Annotated in this window: 23 protein-coding genes and 2 tRNA genes; 1 reads left to right on the top strand and 24 read right to left on the bottom strand. The window is 46.5% G+C overall.

Annotation, left to right across the window (positions count from 1 at the left end; translation table 11 throughout):
• Window positions 1–30: 30 nt before the first annotated feature.
• The 24 genes from J7619_RS23075 to J7619_RS22960 all read right to left on the bottom strand — a co-directional run bounded on the left by J7619_RS23075 (window position 31) and on the right by J7619_RS22960 (window position 13,658).
• A complete protein-coding gene (locus J7619_RS23075; RefSeq protein WP_291204255.1) occupies window positions 31–1,329 on the bottom strand; it encodes a PcfJ domain-containing protein in 1,299 nt (432 codons plus the stop codon).
• Between the two features lie 7 nt (window positions 1,330–1,336).
• The gene (locus J7619_RS23070) at window positions 1,337–1,744 is read right to left on the bottom strand and encodes a PcfK-like family protein (protein ID WP_291204253.1); all 408 of its coding nucleotides are present in this window, start codon (window positions 1,742–1,744) and stop codon (window positions 1,337–1,339) included.
• 5 nt (window positions 1,745–1,749) lie between these two features.
• Window positions 1,750–2,415 (bottom strand): FAD-dependent thymidylate synthase, encoded by a 666-nt coding sequence (gene thyX / locus J7619_RS23065; protein ID WP_291204251.1) that lies wholly within the window; start codon window positions 2,413–2,415, stop codon window positions 1,750–1,752.
• A 70-nt stretch (window positions 2,416–2,485) separates the two neighbouring features.
• Window positions 2,486–3,127, bottom strand: a complete 642-nt coding sequence (locus J7619_RS23060; RefSeq protein WP_291204249.1) for a DUF3560 domain-containing protein — start codon at window positions 3,125–3,127, stop codon at window positions 2,486–2,488.
• A gap of 22 nt (window positions 3,128–3,149) precedes the next feature.
• Window positions 3,150–3,482, bottom strand: coding sequence for a DUF3850 domain-containing protein (locus J7619_RS23055; protein WP_291204247.1), 333 nt, complete (start codon window positions 3,480–3,482; stop codon window positions 3,150–3,152).
• 21 nt (window positions 3,483–3,503) lie between these two features.
• Window positions 3,504–3,701: a hypothetical protein gene (locus tag J7619_RS23050; RefSeq protein ID WP_291204245.1), complete on the bottom strand. Its 198-nt coding sequence runs from the start codon at window positions 3,699–3,701 to the stop codon at window positions 3,504–3,506.
• Between the two features lie 24 nt (window positions 3,702–3,725).
• Entirely contained in the window at window positions 3,726–4,013 is a 288-nt protein-coding gene (locus tag J7619_RS23045) for a hypothetical protein (protein ID WP_291204243.1), read from the bottom strand.
• An 85-nt stretch (window positions 4,014–4,098) separates the two neighbouring features.
• The gene (locus J7619_RS23040; protein WP_291204240.1) at window positions 4,099–4,452 is read right to left on the bottom strand and encodes a hypothetical protein; all 354 of its coding nucleotides are present in this window, start codon (window positions 4,450–4,452) and stop codon (window positions 4,099–4,101) included.
• Window positions 4,453–4,475: 23 nt separating this feature from the next.
• Entirely contained in the window at window positions 4,476–4,706 is a 231-nt protein-coding gene (locus tag J7619_RS23035) for a hypothetical protein (RefSeq protein WP_291204237.1), read from the bottom strand.
• A 54-nt stretch (window positions 4,707–4,760) separates the two neighbouring features.
• The gene (locus tag J7619_RS23030) at window positions 4,761–5,984 is read right to left on the bottom strand and encodes a hypothetical protein (protein ID WP_291204234.1); all 1,224 of its coding nucleotides are present in this window, start codon (window positions 5,982–5,984) and stop codon (window positions 4,761–4,763) included.
• On the bottom strand, window positions 5,981–6,349 hold the full coding sequence (locus tag J7619_RS23025; protein WP_291204231.1) for a hypothetical protein: 369 nt from the start codon (window positions 6,347–6,349) through the stop codon (window positions 5,981–5,983). Before J7619_RS23025 ends, J7619_RS23030 begins: the two co-directional genes overlap by 4 nt.
• A 26-nt stretch (window positions 6,350–6,375) precedes the next feature.
• A complete protein-coding gene (locus tag J7619_RS23020) occupies window positions 6,376–6,906 on the bottom strand; it encodes a hypothetical protein (RefSeq protein WP_291204229.1) in 531 nt (176 codons plus the stop codon).
• Window positions 6,907–6,928: 22 nt separating this feature from the next.
• The gene (locus J7619_RS23015; RefSeq protein WP_291204228.1) at window positions 6,929–7,762 is read right to left on the bottom strand and encodes an SPFH domain-containing protein; all 834 of its coding nucleotides are present in this window, start codon (window positions 7,760–7,762) and stop codon (window positions 6,929–6,931) included.
• A 201-nt stretch (window positions 7,763–7,963) separates the two neighbouring features.
• Entirely contained in the window at window positions 7,964–8,746 is a 783-nt protein-coding gene (locus J7619_RS23010) for an ATPase (RefSeq protein WP_291204226.1), read from the bottom strand.
• A 19-nt stretch (window positions 8,747–8,765) separates the two neighbouring features.
• Entirely contained in the window at window positions 8,766–9,770 is a 1,005-nt protein-coding gene (locus J7619_RS23005) for a DUF4373 domain-containing protein (protein WP_291204224.1), read from the bottom strand.
• A gap of 345 nt (window positions 9,771–10,115) precedes the next feature.
• Window positions 10,116–10,301 carry a hypothetical protein gene (locus J7619_RS23000; RefSeq protein ID WP_291204221.1) on the bottom strand — a complete coding sequence of 62 codons (186 nt, stop codon included), beginning with the start codon at window positions 10,299–10,301 and terminating at the stop codon, window positions 10,116–10,118.
• Window positions 10,294–10,653 (bottom strand): hypothetical protein, encoded by a 360-nt coding sequence (locus J7619_RS22995; protein WP_291204219.1) that lies wholly within the window; start codon window positions 10,651–10,653, stop codon window positions 10,294–10,296. Before J7619_RS22995 ends, J7619_RS23000 begins: the two co-directional genes overlap by 8 nt.
• A 42-nt stretch (window positions 10,654–10,695) precedes the next feature.
• Complete coding sequence (locus J7619_RS22990; RefSeq protein ID WP_291204218.1) at window positions 10,696–11,427, bottom strand: hypothetical protein; 732 nt, start codon at window positions 11,425–11,427, stop codon at window positions 10,696–10,698.
• A gap of 31 nt (window positions 11,428–11,458) precedes the next feature.
• A complete protein-coding gene (locus tag J7619_RS22985; protein ID WP_291204216.1) occupies window positions 11,459–11,809 on the bottom strand; it encodes a hypothetical protein in 351 nt (116 codons plus the stop codon).
• A complete protein-coding gene (locus tag J7619_RS22980) occupies window positions 11,806–11,979 on the bottom strand; it encodes a hypothetical protein (protein WP_291204214.1) in 174 nt (57 codons plus the stop codon). Before J7619_RS22980 ends, J7619_RS22985 begins: the two co-directional genes overlap by 4 nt.
• A gap of 6 nt (window positions 11,980–11,985) precedes the next feature.
• On the bottom strand, window positions 11,986–12,189 hold the full coding sequence (locus tag J7619_RS22975) for a hypothetical protein (protein WP_291204212.1): 204 nt from the start codon (window positions 12,187–12,189) through the stop codon (window positions 11,986–11,988).
• Between the two features lie 47 nt (window positions 12,190–12,236).
• The gene (locus J7619_RS22970) at window positions 12,237–13,016 is read right to left on the bottom strand and encodes a phage antirepressor KilAC domain-containing protein (RefSeq protein WP_291204209.1); all 780 of its coding nucleotides are present in this window, start codon (window positions 13,014–13,016) and stop codon (window positions 12,237–12,239) included.
• Between the two features lie 226 nt (window positions 13,017–13,242).
• Window positions 13,243–13,372, bottom strand: a tRNA-OTHER gene (locus J7619_RS22965).
• Between the two features lie 209 nt (window positions 13,373–13,581).
• Window positions 13,582–13,658 (bottom strand) — tRNA-Pro (locus tag J7619_RS22960).
• 428 nt (window positions 13,659–14,086) lie between these two features.
• Here J7619_RS22960 and J7619_RS22955 point away from each other — a divergent pair.
• Window positions 14,087–14,851, top strand: a complete 765-nt coding sequence (locus J7619_RS22955) for a helix-turn-helix domain-containing protein (protein ID WP_291204206.1) — start codon at window positions 14,087–14,089, stop codon at window positions 14,849–14,851.
• Window positions 14,852–14,857: the final 6 nt, after the last annotated feature.

Below are 14,857 nucleotides of genomic sequence, written 5' to 3'. Positions count from 1 at the left end.
AAAATTGATTGCACTGATCAGCTGGTCATATCACTTCAACAGCCGGGAAATGGCGGGAAGATTTTGAGTGACCAGGTTGATTATTTTCTCATGGTGTTCAGTGGCTTTATTGTGAAGTCCCCGCGACTGGCGGATTTGCAGTGACGACAGGGAGAGTTCGATAGTTTCGATCAACTGCTCCCCAATCCGGGCGGACAATACCAGCGAATCGGCCATTTTATAGTAGCCATTCGTGAACACACAATGTTTAAGTATATAGCCCTCCTTTTCGAACTCGCTCACGGATTCAAGCACTTTGACGGTTAGGTCGCCGTCGCTAAATGCGACCCCAAAAAATTTACCCTTTTGCTGTTCGTACAGCAGTTGAGCCGCCTCCATCTCCTGGCGCTGCTGTTCCAGCCTTGCGCGTCGCTGCTGTTCGATACGCTTCTCGACAAGCTTATTATGAGACTTGTGTAAATCAACCGGACACACATATACGCTGCTGAGGAGGTCTTTGTTAAATGTTCGGAGCAGGGAGATGTAGTCCTTCCAGGTTGATGCATCCGGGATCGCGTAACCATTACGAATGCAAATCTTAATACTCGGCCAATATTCATCGATCCAGTTAATGTGATCTCGATGCTGGGCATGGTATTGAAACATGCTTGTCTGGCCAGTTTTCAAGAGGGTTTCTGCCTTGTTGTCGCTGAGGAGAAATTCAAAAAACCTTGCAGGTTGCATGTTGCAAAAGTCACCCATGAATCCGTTCCGCTTGATAATTGGCAAAATCGATTGCCGTGGATAAATCCGATTGGGAGTTATCAAGTGTCTTTGTGCATATCGCTGTGATCCTACACTTCGCATTTCCATATCGGAGAAAAAAAGCCAATTATCATAGTAGTAACTAAAACCGCCTACCGATCTCGAAAATACTAGCGCTTTGCCTTTCTCACTGATCCAGTGCTGCATGACCTCCTTTGCGAAGTATTCTGCTTCGCCGCCGATCTTGCCGGTCTTTTTCATGAAAATAGTCCGCACTACCTGGAAGCCATTTGACGTAGTAAGAATCGACATATAGGCCACTTCCTGCCGGGTCCGCTTTGGCGTAGGATCCATTTTCAATTGCTGGCCGCAAGCAGGGCACTCACATCCCGCCAATTGCGCAACGAGGTTGGATTCTATTTTCCAGGAATGCCCACATTCGAAGCAGCCGGCGCGCTGTTTTTGTACGCGGCCTCTTTTCTCAAAACATTGGTCGTATCCCCAACTGATTTGTTTGTCGGTAACGGGTTTCAATTTGGCCTTAAAACCCGCTACCTTCCGCTGAAATGCTGTTTTAGGTATCATCGTCTATTTAGAAGAGGAGCTGTTGAGCTGCCGCTGGCGCCTGCTCCTTTTTAGGGTTGGACTTTTTCTTAATTCGCTCTTTCTCGTCAGCAATAACCTTGTCGAGTGCGGCCTGTTTAGCCTGGTCAATCTCGGACTGGCTAAGTTCGACGGAGTGGTTGACCACTACCCTGCCATTTACCGGTTTTCCAACGGTTATGTTGTCTTCATCGTAGTAGTGAACCGCCATTCCGAAAATCTCCGAGTCGTCAAAGCCGTTACATCCGCTTTTTTGAACCTCGTTGAGGATGTAGGTAATACAATCATCGATGCTCTTGCTCGGCTTTTTCAGCGTTTCGGCAAACAGCGAGTCCACCGCGGCCAAGCTTTCCAGGTGTTGGCTGATCACCTTTTTGAAATTTTCTGTTCCTTTCATCTCGATCAAAGCCCAAGGGCTGTGGCTATGTTGGGGAATTGCTCGATAAAAACAACCCGAATGCATTCGGCAACTTGCCGGTGCTCCAATTGGGTGTGTTCGTCGCAGCGGATTTGCAGATAGTGAATCCAGCTCCGGACGCTTCCCTTCATGTAAATTTTGGATTGAGTGGTAATTGGCAGTACAAACCGGGCGCACTCTTTCGCGACGCCGGCGCGCAGGAGCTGCTGATACAAAGCGTTCGCACTTTTCAAATGAAGTTCGATCAGTTCGTCGGCATTCCAAACGTTACCATTCGCCTCAATCTCCGGATTGAATTGCTCCGTGCTGCTTTGCCGGTTTGTACTGCCTGCCTTCCGAAGCTGGATAGGTTCCATGTCGGTGGCTTCCGAGTAACGCTGGCTGAATTCTTGGAAGCTAAACGATCGGTGTCGGAGAATCTGCTGAGCGATCCCGCGGCTTGTCTCAATCTCGACGGTCATGTCTACCATCTCAAACGGTGACCAGTGTTTATTTTTGATGAGGTAAGAAATAAGCTTGTCCGCAGTCTCGTGGTTTAGCTGATTTCCGGGATTGCTTACCCTGGCAATGAAAACTATGAGCTGCTCTGCCGTTAGCTGCTCTCCCATTGGGAGGCAAGATTTGGTTATCGAAACTAAGGATACTTGCATAACGCGATTTGAAGTTAGATGATGAGAAATGGAGAACTCGACAATGTTAGTTGAGCCGTATTGACCTTCGTTAGGCCCAAAGTTTTTTTGCCAACTCGACTTTTTTAGTTATTTCATTGACCTCCTTTTTCGCATAGGTAAGTGAGAAGGAATGGCTTCGTTCAATCGTACCGTCTTTAAGTCCTTGATGCGTCAGAATGGCTTTTTCGAGTTCAAATTCATAGTATTCAAGACTTTCCGGCATGGAAAGGTTAATGGTACTGGCCCGTTTCTCCCAGTATTCCGCCCTACTGCTGTAACTGTCTGCCTTTTTAGAAAGCTCGACCGACTTACCCATTCTGTTATGGTTGCGTTCGATCAGCGCCCGGTGTCTCTTCTCGCTGTGGTGCCCTACCTTAATTGGCTCGGCCAGGACGAGAAAGTCTTTCCCTTCTTGGGAAGCTTTCCAGTATTCATTGCTTTTTGCATCTGCTCTGGCACTGGCGCCGTTCAGTCGTTCAGCTTTTCTCTTAGCCCATTCCTGGGTGTTGAATCCATCAGCTCGAACTATGGAATAGTAGTAAAAGCCGTCTTTCTGATAGATTAGGTTGAAGACAATACATTCATGCTCCTGCCCATATTTTGTTCCCAAAATGATAGTCGAGCCTTTTTCGTGCTGCTCCTCGCATTTCGCTAAAAACACATTGGGGCAATATTTGCTATAAGTGTTCATATGAGTTTGAGATTGTTAAAGTTTACGTTTTGATATTCTTGTAATACAGGAACCGCAAATCTGGATGGTAGAAAGAGAGCATAGCATGTCCCGTTTCGAGGCCAAAAGACCCGCCATGCAGGACGTGACTAATTAGCAATAACTCATTTTCGCCTGTGAACTGCTCTAAATTTGGCTCCCAGCGTTGCAGCACTAAATAATCACCAACCTTAAACTTTCGGTCGTTTTTGCGCAGTTCCGCCTTCTTGCGGCCACTTTCTACATCGTCATAGTGCTCCGGCCATGTTTTCAGATAGTGTACTGTAACGTGGCACTTTTCAAGCAGTACTAGTTCCTTTGAGGTGATCTTCGTCATACCGGTTCAACTCATTTAAGGTTACAGTTTGTGATCTTGGAGTGTGAGGAGTGCATTCAAAGCTTTCTCTCGTTGAGCCTGTTTCCGGGCAAGTTCTTCGCGTTCTTGTTCGGTCAGCTCTCCTTTCTCTTCCAGGTGATCAATCACTATATCCAGGGATTTATATACTTCGAATAGCCATTCACTCGCGGCCTCGTCCGTGTTTATTCGTAGGATCAATTCGTTCATAATGGTTCGACTCAGTTAAGGTGTTGGTTCTGTTATCCGCAGGTGGTACCCGAGGCATCCTTTCTCATCCTTTCCGTCGCACTGTCCCAAAACATTATCCATTACGATGTACAGAATGAGCTTAGGTATGTGGCGGTTGATTCGCTGTTGATACTGCTCCGCTAGGGTGTGTTTGGCTGTAACCGTCTCCGATTTTTCAAAGCATTCTGTCATCGAATCGAAGGGTAAATTATTGCCTTTGGGATCAGTGAGAGATTTCTGAAACATTTCGATCACTGCCGGCGTGATAATGATTGTGCTCATAATGTTGGGCTAAATATGGATAGGTAATATTCCGGGTAATGTCCGTTTCGGAGAGGCGACATTACCTAGCTTCCCGGCCTCAGCGCTACTTAGATTTCAGGAATATCTCGCCGTTGAACTCGATAGTCTCCTCATTCATCAGGCGACCGAAATCGGGAAGATTATTGGGAGCAAACACGGTGAAATTTGGATGCTCGTAGATGTAGGTGTACTCCTTTTGGAAGTCGGCGAACAGATAACCATGATCATCTCGGACCGCAATGTTGATGATATTCGGTGCTCGGAAGGTTAAAACCTTGTGTACGTCCCGGTCGCCGCTCCTCAGCTCGTACTTTTTCCAAACTGTGCCATTCAAGGTGCGCTGCACCGGTATAACTTCGACTCGCTTTTTGCAGGAAATCATTAAAAGGAAAGCGATAAGAAAAAAGAGCTTTTTCATTGTTGCTGTTTGTTTTGAAGTGATTAATGATATGGTTCTAATTTACTTTCGAAGTAGGCTTGATCTTGGGCTTTTTGCTGTTGAAAGGCCATTTGGAGCTCTTCAACGATATTGCCTTTGTGATCACCTGGGTAAATTCGGCAAACTTGGTTCACCCATTTCCCTTCCTTCTTTTCTTGATATCGGCCAATCGTTTGACCGTCAGAACGGGTAATAACTACCTGCTCAGTCTCGCTGATTTTCTTTGAAAACATTACTGAGGGAATTGAATGGTTGTGGTCTTTTTCAGTGAGCTATGCTGGCAGATCTTAGAGCTTTTCAGGGTCAACCGGCATGACCAGAATTGTAAGCCCTGGGTCAGACTTAGGATGTACCATAACCGGCCGCATCCATCCGTTGAGCTTAATTTCGACATCCTGACTATGAACCTTAGACAGTATACGACTAGCCTTGTGAATGTTGAGCCAAACATCGGCTGACGGGCCAGACCATTGCGCAATCTCGATACTTTCTAGCGACTCGTTTGAGTAGGCGCCTGGTGGAACCTCCACCAGCAGTTCATTTTCTGAAAATGACAACTTTGTTGTTCCCGATGTCTTATCTGCGAAAAATGCGGATCTGCTGAAAGTTGATTTTAGAGACTCCATCGAAAGCAGCACTTCCGATACCGAGCTTTTGGGAAGTAGAGGGGCATAATCTGGGAATGGTTCAGCGCAGACTAGTGTTTCAACGGTGGACGTCCCGTCCGACACTTCCAAAGAATTGGAGTGAAACCTTACGGCCGCGATTTCCGCCGAAAAGATCGACAACAAATTAGCAAAACCAACGGGAACAGTTGCTTGTGTTGAAATTCCATCACTGTTTTGGATCAATGTCTTCCGTTCGATAAGTACCGAGGCGTCCGAGCTTACAACGGTCAATGATTCGCCGACGATACTGATTAAAATACCTTCTAACGACGGCCGGCCCGCTTTTTCGCTTATAACAGAGTCCTTGCAATAGGTCATGGACTTTGTAAGCTCATGAACGGTGAGGTAGATTTCCTGGTATTCAGTTGGTTTGACCGGAATTGAGTAGTCCTTTGGATTTTCTGTTTCCAAAATGTAAAATTTACCGTCGATTTCGAGCTCCAAACGATAAGCATCCTGGGTGACCGTGGAGGTGCCGCCGGTGGTTGTCGTCGTCTGAGTTTCACTGTTAACAAAATGTCCGATTCCGATCGGTCCGTCCGGTAGTGACCTAAGCAGATTTAGCCCGATATCGGCCGGAAAAAGGAACGAGCCATTTGCTTCGGACGTGTGCTCGAACGACGTTTTTACCGTCTGATTGAGGTTGCTTCCGCAGAAAAACAGTTTTCCCTCAGATAGCTCTACCCTTATATATCCGTACACTGGAACTACCGGTCTTGTATTGATCGCCTGGGCGACGACAGCGCAGGCTTTCAAAAATTCCTTAGAATTGACAGTGACCTTCAAAAGCTCGGTACCCGGCCTCTTCTTTTTCTGTCTTGCTTGTGTTGTTGATGGGCTCATAAGTAGCTAAAAAATAATCTTTCTTGAATTGGATGAGATAGCACCTTTGCGGTAGCTTCTAGCGTTTTGATGCATTCGATGATATCGACACCGCCTTGCTTTGGAAGTTTATTTAAGTTGATTTTCATTAGCATGGAGATCGCCGCTTTGATCGAATTATATGGCTCATAAGTATGATCTGAAAGCCTTGTGATGTCTCCCCATCGAACGATATCAGTCTCTTCTCGCTGCAAGATGTCGGCGGACTGCCAGATTAGATCTCTCACTTTGGCTAGGTCGGCTTCGGGCCCTTTTTCTTTCAATCGCTGTATAGCCTCGCGGAGAAGGCGGTAGGCCTCTTTGAGGTTGTCGCCTGGTAGTGGCATAATTTCAATCTGTTGATGAAGGTGAATTACTTGGTTTTGTTGACGACGATGTAAAGGGCGTCTCGGACTTCGTCGTTAATTCGGCTGGTAATGCCGGTAACTTGTTCGATGTGCTCCCTCCCCTGCTGCGTCCATCCGTTTTTGCCTTTTAGGCGTCCTTTGAATAGTGGCTTGACGTCTACCACCTCAAACCCTAATGATCGCAGCTCAGAAGCGATTATTTTGGACGCTGCGTGGTTTTGCCCAACTCTCATTGCAATTCCTTTTGCAGCATAGCCGGACACCCCATGAAAGTTGGTGATCTTATTCATCCATCCGGCTTCCACATAAATCGTGGTGTCTTCCTTTGGGAAATCCGAAAAAGAGTCAGCCAGTTTTTCAAAAGCGACCGATCCGTAAGCGGCCCATTCTTTTAGTTGTTGGTCCCAAACCGCAAAGCCTGGCTTCTTTACGTCGGGGTCAACTCCCCCAATGAACCGTTTATTTGATCTTCCTGTGTATTCGAGGACTGAAATGGTGTCTTTTAAAATTTCGGACTGGCTGACTTTCTTTTTCATGTGCGGTACTAACTATTCGCGATTACTTTACTGGAATTTGAATCAAGGATCCTGAGCCGGTTTGAGTGCTTGGCAGAGCGCCATCCCATTTCTCAATCCAAAGCTGTTGAATCAGAAGCGGCGTTAGTGTTTGCTGCCTTAATCTGTTGGCTTCGGCCTCTGCCTTGGCTTGGATAATCGTTGCGGCCGCGGCTCCTTCTGCCTTTGCTTTGGTGACGGTCGCCTCGGCGATCGCCTGCTTCGCCTGGTTCTCCGCTTTCAGCTTGGCCTGAATCGATGCATTCTTGCCGTCAATCATGGCGCGAAGAGATGCGGGGGGCGTAATAGCTGAGGTCAGCTGATCGTACACAAATCCATCTTTCCCGAGCGTCTTTTTTAAAACATCCTGGACCTTGTTTTCGAATGTTTCCCGGTTAGCCATTACGCTATCGGATGTAAAACTGTTAGCGGCAATCCGGTAAGCGTCGTAGACTAAATTTTTCATAAACCCCTGCTGGATCTCCGGTAGCGACAACCGGTACTGCCGGTAAATCTTTGGTGCCATACCCGGGTTAATATGATAGTTTAGCTTTGGATCGACTTTGAACTCGGCCGCGTCCTTGGTGGTGACTGCGAATGGCTCATAATCTACGCTCTGCGTGTAGGTTGGGAATTCTACAACCTTTGTTGTCCAATCGTTGTACCATACGCGGCCTGAGACGATGGAAATATCATCAACTCCCTTGTCCGAACCGTAGAGGTTGATTTGGATACCAACGTTGCCAGCATCGATGTTCTCGTAGGTGAATGGTTGACATGAAATGGCGAGGAAGATGAGAGCACCGGTAATTCCGCCCATAATTAACTTTCTGTTCATTGGAATTTAGTTTTTAGATGTTTGAAAACTTGATATGCCAGGTAAATGATTATCCCGAGTGGGATAAATGCCCCATAGAATGTGAAGTCGTTGGGGATGTTGATGAGCAAAACGGATACATTGACCAGTACCACAATTGCCAGGACTCTTAGAGCGTAATACATTGCTATTTCTTGGTTTTGGGATAAAATCCGTTTTTGATCATTTGCGCCTTGATTTGGCGCTGGCAGAGAACTCGATAATGTTGCACATCTCTCGCAGTCGGTCGTAGACCCGCTTCCCGTAGACTGTTTTAAGCTCTTCCAGAGTTAGATTGCTGGTAAAGTGGGTCATATGGTGCTGGTAGGCATCGTAGCGTTTTGAAATAATCTCGGCCATTACATTGCTCTCATTGCCGAAATGCTTCACGTTGGTGCTCTCTGCCCCGAGATCGTCGAAAAAGCGGCCGAAAAATTCATAGCCCATCGAAAGGACTCCGTTCACACTTCGCTCATTGCCGGAATACTCCACAATCACCGTTTCCCCTCCTTTTTGCCCACTGCCGGCGTATTCGCGGGCTATCTGCTGGCAATTGTGCCGTGTGTACGGCGCCTTCTGGTTCCGTGTGCAGAGCTCCATTAGCTGCGTTTTGCCGCATCCGGTGTCTCCGATGAGGAGAATTCCCTTGTTTAGGGAAAAGCCCTCTGACATCTTCACGAAGGAAGGTGTATCGGTAAAATATCGAGCGAGCGCCTTGACAATAACCCGATTGTCATTATCAATTTGGAACTCTTGCGACCAGTTCCGCTCCACGGACCTACGTTTGCCGGCTTCCACAATGAATTCGAAAAACTCGTCTGCTGAAAGCTGAGGGAAGTATCTTACGTCCTCGACTGATCGCCAATACAGCTCATTGTACCTTGCCAGCCCTTTCTTTTTCTCTGCTTCGGCGACAGCTAAGCGGATCGCGACCTGTTCAACGGCTACCCGTTCTTCGTCGGTCAATGGAAGCGTTTGCGGTCCCTCACTCTTCCACGTCGTTAAGAACTCTTCCTCCTCGGTACTCAAAGTTCCCTTTGGCTGTAGGATGTGGTTTCGGTACTGCTCCTCGTTGTAATGTTGAACTGAATTCATTTTTTTTCCAAGTTGCCAGGCGTCCAGGAATATGGAAGGCGCCGTTTTTTCTTTCAATTTGCTCTCGCCATTTAGGCTTGCCGGTTTCCAGCGGCGTTGACCAGTGCGTTAGGAATTCTTCATACATCTGATCGGTGTACAGCCCATGATGCTGTTTTTTGTACTCTTCAATCATTGCTTGAAGCACCGTGCATCGAACTACCCCTCGCTCATCCTCGACAAGCTCAAACTTTTTCACCGAATCGTCGGTGGGGGGGCGCCGCGGAACTGGGGGGGTGTTTTTTTTATCTGGCGGTTTAAAAGGTAGTTCGGAATTCAAATTCTGTGGTGGTGGATTGGCGACGTCAGTCGCGCCTAATACACTATCCTTTCCTTTAATTTCCTTTACTTTAATTTCCTTTACTTTACTTTGTGTACTTTTTGCTTGATTTGCTGCACTTTCTGCACCATTAACATGGGTTTCTGTGAATTCCCGTGTAGTAACCTGGGTTTCTGCTGTAAAAACTCGGGTTTTGTCCGCAATAACGTACTGCTCACGAATGAATCCGTTTCGCTTTGCGATGAGATATCGTTCCTGAATTCCAAATGAGCTCAAAACGCTTCTCGCTTCAAACAAATCCCTGTCGAAAAGGTCGAATTGCAGGCAGGCGTCAATGATCGACATGACATCGTCTTCACTTACCGAGCAGCCTATAAAGTCTGCGATATCAAATGCCAATTCCTGGTCAATTCTGAGGAAATACCCCTCCTTCCCGTAGATCAAACAAAGTAAGTAATCGTAAACCACTACCCCCGCCAGTCCGCATTTCGCCATCAGTCTCCTGATTTTGCGATCGCTGTACATGTCCGAATCCTTTGGAAAATACTCCAATCCGGGCTTTTGCGGTCTTGCCATTTCGTATTAAGGCTAAGTCATTTATACATTTTAAAGCCTTTTTCATAGGCTTCCTCCGCGCTCATTTCATCGTGAATTGTCCTGTGGCACGGCCGACATATTGCCATCCATGTGCTGACAATGAGAAGGAACTTTCCTCTTCCTGCCAGGTGATGAACATCCGTCGAGCGGCGTGTGCAGCCTGGCAATTTGGCTTCGCACAGTCTCCTATCATGAAGAAATGCCAAGCGTAATTCACTGTACTTCTTGTTGGCTTCTTTTCGCTTCTTGCTTACCTTCGGTATGATATATACGTTTCCGGCTAAACGCTGATGATCTTTGCAATAGCCCTTGGAAAAGACAGTATTACCACACCCCTCTTTTGTGCATGTTTTGCGCATTTTTGGGTCTCTCGTTGGGAGAATCGTCGTCGATCCTCGGAGCCCTTTTAATTTCCCATATCAGCTTTAAGGCAAACCAAAAGCATCCGGCAGCAATAGCCAGGCACACGATGGTTGATATCCAGTCGGAAACTGCGTTTATCTCATTCATGGCGAATTTGAGCTATGTTTGGAAATGGAATTTCTTGCTGTTTAGCTCCGATGTTCGTGAAGCCTACGAGCTTGTTGATGTCTCCGCACTCCTTAATTACCGGTATCTCCTGATTGCGTTCTAATAAAATGTAGGAGTTCAGGGCAGGGAATCCGAGCCCACCGCTCTTCCTTTTGCTGTTTGGCGCCATTATGCCAAGAAATTTACCAGTATAGGACTGTGGAGTATCAAGCGTCGGCCCTCCGAACGGTGGTTTTGCCAATGGCTGACGAGGAATGGTGTAAACCCGAATATTGTCGCCAATATTGAATTTCCCCCAGGGCGTTGTGATGGAAATGATTTCGAAATTCATTAATGCAATTTGATGATGATGGTGATGAAGTATAATCTGACACTAGAATGGCAAATCGTCGTCGTCTTCCGGTGTAAGTGGAAGGGTTGCGGCTGCCGTTTGAGGCATTGTAACTGTTGAGGCAGGAGCTGGCAAGGGTTGTTGAGCTTCCGGCTGCGCGGATCCAGCAAACTTGAAATAGGTATCAATTTGCTCGTACAAGCCCTCGGCGTACTCATCTTGATCCTTCCCAAGCGATCCGTCGAACTTAAAAATTGGCACACTGTAAGTTTCGGTCTGGCCGTCCCTGTTATGCTCTCTTGTTTCGAAATCGGCAACACTTACCCATTCATCTTGCCAGCGCTGACCGCCCTTGCCGATGGAGTTTTCCCAGGACATGAGTCCCTGCCCTTTGATCCGGATGCAGATCAGTTCTCCTTTTTCGGACATGGCGTAAATGCTTTTGCTGTACTGCGCCATGGCTGCTTTCAGGGTGGGTTTTATTTCCGAATAGAGGCCCTTGGCTAATGGAGTTCCATCCTGGTAGCGGACATTAAACGGCGAATATCTGATATCCTTGACTTCGTTTGAATATATCCCCTGCTGCCTGATTTCATCGAATCCGGTAATTCGGATCATCTGCTTTAAGACCAAAAAACGTAGAGGTAGGTCAATTGGAACTCTGGTTTCACTGTCCTTATCCCAGAAGGAAAAAGTGCCTTCGTCAGACCTCCATTCTAAAAAACAAGAGGCGGGGTTTTGTGTTTGCCCGATGGATTCGTCGCGTCTTCCCATTGTATAAAAAGTGTTTAAAAAGTGATAACTATTATGAATATACGCCGGCTCTGATCAGCTCCTGATCTTTGCGAGCAATCAGCTTCTTGATCTCATGGCCGCTAAGGCGCTTGTATCGTTGCTTGGATATCCAATGGATCTCTGAGGCTAGAAACTTATTGGTAGGCGCATTTTTATTCTCGTGTTTTGACACCAAACCAATCCGGATGTAGTCGAGTAATACGGGCGCGGAAACGTCAAGAATACGTTGCGCTTCGAGGCTGTTGATGTAGGTTTCTGGCATTGCCGGTGCGGGTTTGATGATTTCAAGTTGGCTTTTAATGTCGGCTTGGTCTTGGAGGATCTGCCGCAGACATTTGCCGATTTCTTCCAGGGAATTCATTTCGGTGTCTGGTTTGATTTTCGAACGGCTCTGGTGATCAGGAGTGCGATGCCAATAATTAAAACCGCGGTCCAATTACATTTTGCGGCGATCAGGTCATAAATCCGGTCAACACCGGACGCAAGAAATCCCAGCAGGAAGAGACCTGCAAATACTGCCAATTGATTCATGGTGGTTTATTTTTTAGCGATGTCGGCCGGTACCTTTTTAACAATTCTGTAAACTGTGCTAGCATCAAGTATCTCAAACTCTTCCATCACCTTTTTGACGGCGACTTTTGACATAGCTCCTTGGTCGATCAGCGAGCGGTATCGAGCTGCTATTTTCTTGTGCCTTGCTTCGCGATTTGCTCTAAAATCGGTGATAAGTAATGTTTCCATGATTCTAAGGTTGTTGTTTAACCGCATTCCAGTGCTGAGGAGGACAGTTAAGCGTGGGCGCGCTGCCCGAGTTGGTACTGTTGGTATTGATAGTTGAACATTCTGTGAATAAACTCCTTGCCGGCCTCGGTCCATACCAAATACCTCACAGTCTTGGTTTCGCCGGTCTGCGGATCGCGATATGCCCGGGTCCGATAGGTTGCATACCCTTTATCGGCGTACTTCTGATACAGCACATAGCAGCCATCTTTCTTGTAGATGATTCTTTCTGCTGAAAGAAGCCCGTTTAACGCCACCGCGGACATTCCTAAGCTTTTTGCGACAATGGTTGTGGTCATATCGCTTACCGAATTCAAAACGATATCGGTATATGCGGCTTTGGGCTTTAACTCGGCATTCTCCTGCAATAAGCGCTCTTTCGATTCCACTTCCTCGGCAAGTTTTCGCAATGCATCTGCGTAGGTGGTTGGTAATTGGAATGCCGGCGGCGTCGCCATAGTTTTCAACATGGTTTCGCAGGCAATGAAATACTGTCTGGCCTGCTTGCCTCTTTCGTTCCCTTCTACCATTGCAAGCTCCTTCGCCATGTTGAGGGTTAAAGCGTAGTCAATCTCAATTGCCGCTCCGGCCCTGCCGCCTTTGGTCTGGGTTACTAAATTTTTAGTAAGGCAAACGAAGTCCTGATTCTCGATGAATCCGTATTTCTTGATACGATTCCGGATCCAATCATTGAACCTGCTTTTTAAGTCTAGGAAATCGTAAAGTTCTTTCGCTGAGACAATTTTTTTCCCACCCTTACTGGTCTGGATTTGAATAAGCTCCTGCATTGTGATGAAGTATTTTGGGTTTCTAAAATTCTAGAAATTCATTTATTGGGTTACTCAATTTTGAGTAAGGGGTCTCTAAATTGAGAACCCTTTAAAGCCCGGTGTTTTTTGTTGCGGCACACCGGAAAGCCTACTCTCGGCCAATATCTTTGGTTCTTTAAAGTTGGCGACCTGCAAGCGCCTGCCGCCAATCCTGATGCTGTTGAATACAACATTACAAAAACCGTTACCGTGGAAGGGCTCGAACCTTCGACTAGGGTACTCATGCCAGTTACTAAGATCATCAGCGCTTTCGCGGCCTCCCCATAATCATAACTAAACACATCTCCTGCTCTGACCAACTGAGCTACACGGTACCCAGGACTTTAACGAGCCATCCTGCTGCCGGGACTTGACGCGTGCCTTCGGGTGTTGATCGCAGCCCAACTACCTTCGCTGCACGGGTTAAAAAGTTTTAGCTGCAATCCCCCGCCCTTGTCATGTTGTCGAATTTTTGCCCATTTCGATCCGTTGGGGACAGGTGCGAACATTTCTAGGGTTGTTGTTACTGTCTTATTACCATCCCTGGTATGGTAAGCAGGATTCGAACCTGCGCCCCCCTCATCCCAAATGAGGTACGCTACCTGGCTGCGCTATTACCATGTGTCTCCCGTTTCTTGTCTTGGTGGGAGTAACCTCACTCTCATTGATACCGTGTGCTTAATGTTGCGAGTACACTACTATAACGCCGTCACGGCTTGGCTCCCGTACCTACCTGCTACCTCCGGGCAGTCCACAATGCAGGGGACTTATTTCTTTTAAACTGGCAGCAGAAATTTCCCGCTACCAGTCCTGACTATTCCTAAACCCTTAACCTTTTCCATTTTTGATACACCTGACAACCATACATAGCTTTCCTGTTCAGTACGAAACCGTTAAATCATAAGCCAAGATTTATCTAGCTTGTTGCAATTGCGCTTGCTATATTTGCTGCAATTGTTGATACAAATATACTTCGATATAGAAGTATCGTGCAAGTATTTGCAGCAATAAATTACTTCTATGTAGCAATTTAGAATCATTCTAAAAAAATGTCAACTATTGGACAGCGGCTTGAACGAGCAATAACACTCAGGAATTCAACAAATTACGCCATATCAAAACACACTGGCATTTCCCAATCTACAATAGGTAGAATCGTAAAGAACGAAGGAAAAACCTACAATAGAAGTACTCTTGCTTTGATAAGCGACTATTTGAAAGTATCTGAACATTGGTTGATAACTGGCGAGGGTAGCATGCTTTCGCCGGAAGTTGAGGAAATCGGCTATCCAGACGGATCGGAAACAATACTCTTGGGAAAGACCGGTAACGAATTTATCGATACCGAAAAGGGTAATTCTTTCATGCTGGTTCCTTTGGTGGAGTATTACGCGTACGGTGGTTACTTATCTGGATGGAGTGACCCGGACTTTGTAGAAGACCTTCCCAAGCATATGATCAGTGTTGACGTATACAACAAGGGTGTTTACCGCGCCTTTCGAGTTAGAGGCGAGAGCATGAATGATGGTTCGCTTGAATCAATCATCGAAGGAGACATAATTACGGGACGTATTATTGAAAAGGTCCTTTGGGAGTCCAGATTTCACCTACACAGCTACAAATACTTTATCATAGTCCACAAGGATGGAATCTTGGTTAAAAACATCAAGGACCATAGAGTTGACGATGGCCGCCTGGTGGTTTCCTCATTAAATCCAGACAAGTCTCTGTACCCGGACCAGGAAATTTATCTTTCGGATGTGTACGAAATGATGAATGTGGTAGATTTGTACAGAAAGACTAAATTTTTGTAACAATCA

It is taken from the genome of Dyadobacter sp. (genome assembly GCF_017744695.1).
Classification (GTDB): domain Bacteria; phylum Bacteroidota; class Bacteroidia; order Cytophagales; family Spirosomataceae; genus Dyadobacter.
The sequence above is the reverse complement of the archived record's forward strand: the minus strand, read 5'-3'. Positions and strand labels throughout refer to the sequence as shown.

Excerpts from the sequence above, each read along its gene's own strand:
- J7619_RS23055 (WP_291204247.1), bottom strand. The coding sequence starts at position 3,482 with ATGACGAAGATCACCTCAAAGGAACTAGTACTGCTTGAAAAGTGCCAC.
- J7619_RS23025 (WP_291204231.1), bottom strand. The coding sequence starts at position 6,349 with ATGCCACTACCAGGCGACAACCTCAAAGAGGCCTACCGCCTTCTCCGC.
- J7619_RS22990 (WP_291204218.1), bottom strand. The coding sequence starts at position 11,427 with ATGGGAAGACGCGACGAATCCATCGGGCAAACACAAAACCCCGCCTCT.
- thyX (WP_291204251.1), bottom strand. The coding sequence starts at position 2,415 with ATGCAAGTATCCTTAGTTTCGATAACCAAATCTTGCCTCCCAATGGGA.
- J7619_RS23060 (WP_291204249.1), bottom strand. The coding sequence starts at position 3,127 with ATGAACACTTATAGCAAATATTGCCCCAATGTGTTTTTAGCGAAATGC.
- J7619_RS22955 (WP_291204206.1), top strand. The coding sequence starts at position 14,087 with ATGTCAACTATTGGACAGCGGCTTGAACGAGCAATAACACTCAGGAAT.
- J7619_RS22970 (WP_291204209.1), bottom strand. The coding sequence starts at position 13,016 with ATGCAGGAGCTTATTCAAATCCAGACCAGTAAGGGTGGGAAAAAAATT.
- J7619_RS22995 (WP_291204219.1), bottom strand. The coding sequence starts at position 10,653 with ATGAATTTCGAAATCATTTCCATCACAACGCCCTGGGGGAAATTCAAT.
- J7619_RS22985 (WP_291204216.1), bottom strand. The coding sequence starts at position 11,809 with ATGAATTCCCTGGAAGAAATCGGCAAATGTCTGCGGCAGATCCTCCAA.
- J7619_RS23005 (WP_291204224.1), bottom strand. The coding sequence starts at position 9,770 with ATGGCAAGACCGCAAAAGCCCGGATTGGAGTATTTTCCAAAGGATTCG.
- J7619_RS23030 (WP_291204234.1), bottom strand. The coding sequence starts at position 5,984 with ATGAGCCCATCAACAACACAAGCAAGACAGAAAAAGAAGAGGCCGGGT.
- J7619_RS23020 (WP_291204229.1), bottom strand. The coding sequence starts at position 6,906 with ATGAAAAAGAAAGTCAGCCAGTCCGAAATTTTAAAAGACACCATTTCA.
- J7619_RS23075 (WP_291204255.1), bottom strand. The coding sequence starts at position 1,329 with ATGATACCTAAAACAGCATTTCAGCGGAAGGTAGCGGGTTTTAAGGCC.
- J7619_RS22975 (WP_291204212.1), bottom strand. The coding sequence starts at position 12,189 with ATGGAAACATTACTTATCACCGATTTTAGAGCAAATCGCGAAGCAAGG.
- J7619_RS23015 (WP_291204228.1), bottom strand. The coding sequence starts at position 7,762 with ATGAACAGAAAGTTAATTATGGGCGGAATTACCGGTGCTCTCATCTTC.
- J7619_RS23035 (WP_291204237.1), bottom strand. The coding sequence starts at position 4,706 with ATGTTTTCAAAGAAAATCAGCGAGACTGAGCAGGTAGTTATTACCCGT.
- J7619_RS23040 (WP_291204240.1), bottom strand. The coding sequence starts at position 4,452 with ATGAAAAAGCTCTTTTTTCTTATCGCTTTCCTTTTAATGATTTCCTGC.
- J7619_RS23045 (WP_291204243.1), bottom strand. The coding sequence starts at position 4,013 with ATGAGCACAATCATTATCACGCCGGCAGTGATCGAAATGTTTCAGAAA.
- J7619_RS22980 (WP_291204214.1), bottom strand. The coding sequence starts at position 11,979 with ATGAATCAATTGGCAGTATTTGCAGGTCTCTTCCTGCTGGGATTTCTT.
- J7619_RS23000 (WP_291204221.1), bottom strand. The coding sequence starts at position 10,301 with ATGAATGAGATAAACGCAGTTTCCGACTGGATATCAACCATCGTGTGC.
- J7619_RS23070 (WP_291204253.1), bottom strand. The coding sequence starts at position 1,744 with ATGAAAGGAACAGAAAATTTCAAAAAGGTGATCAGCCAACACCTGGAA.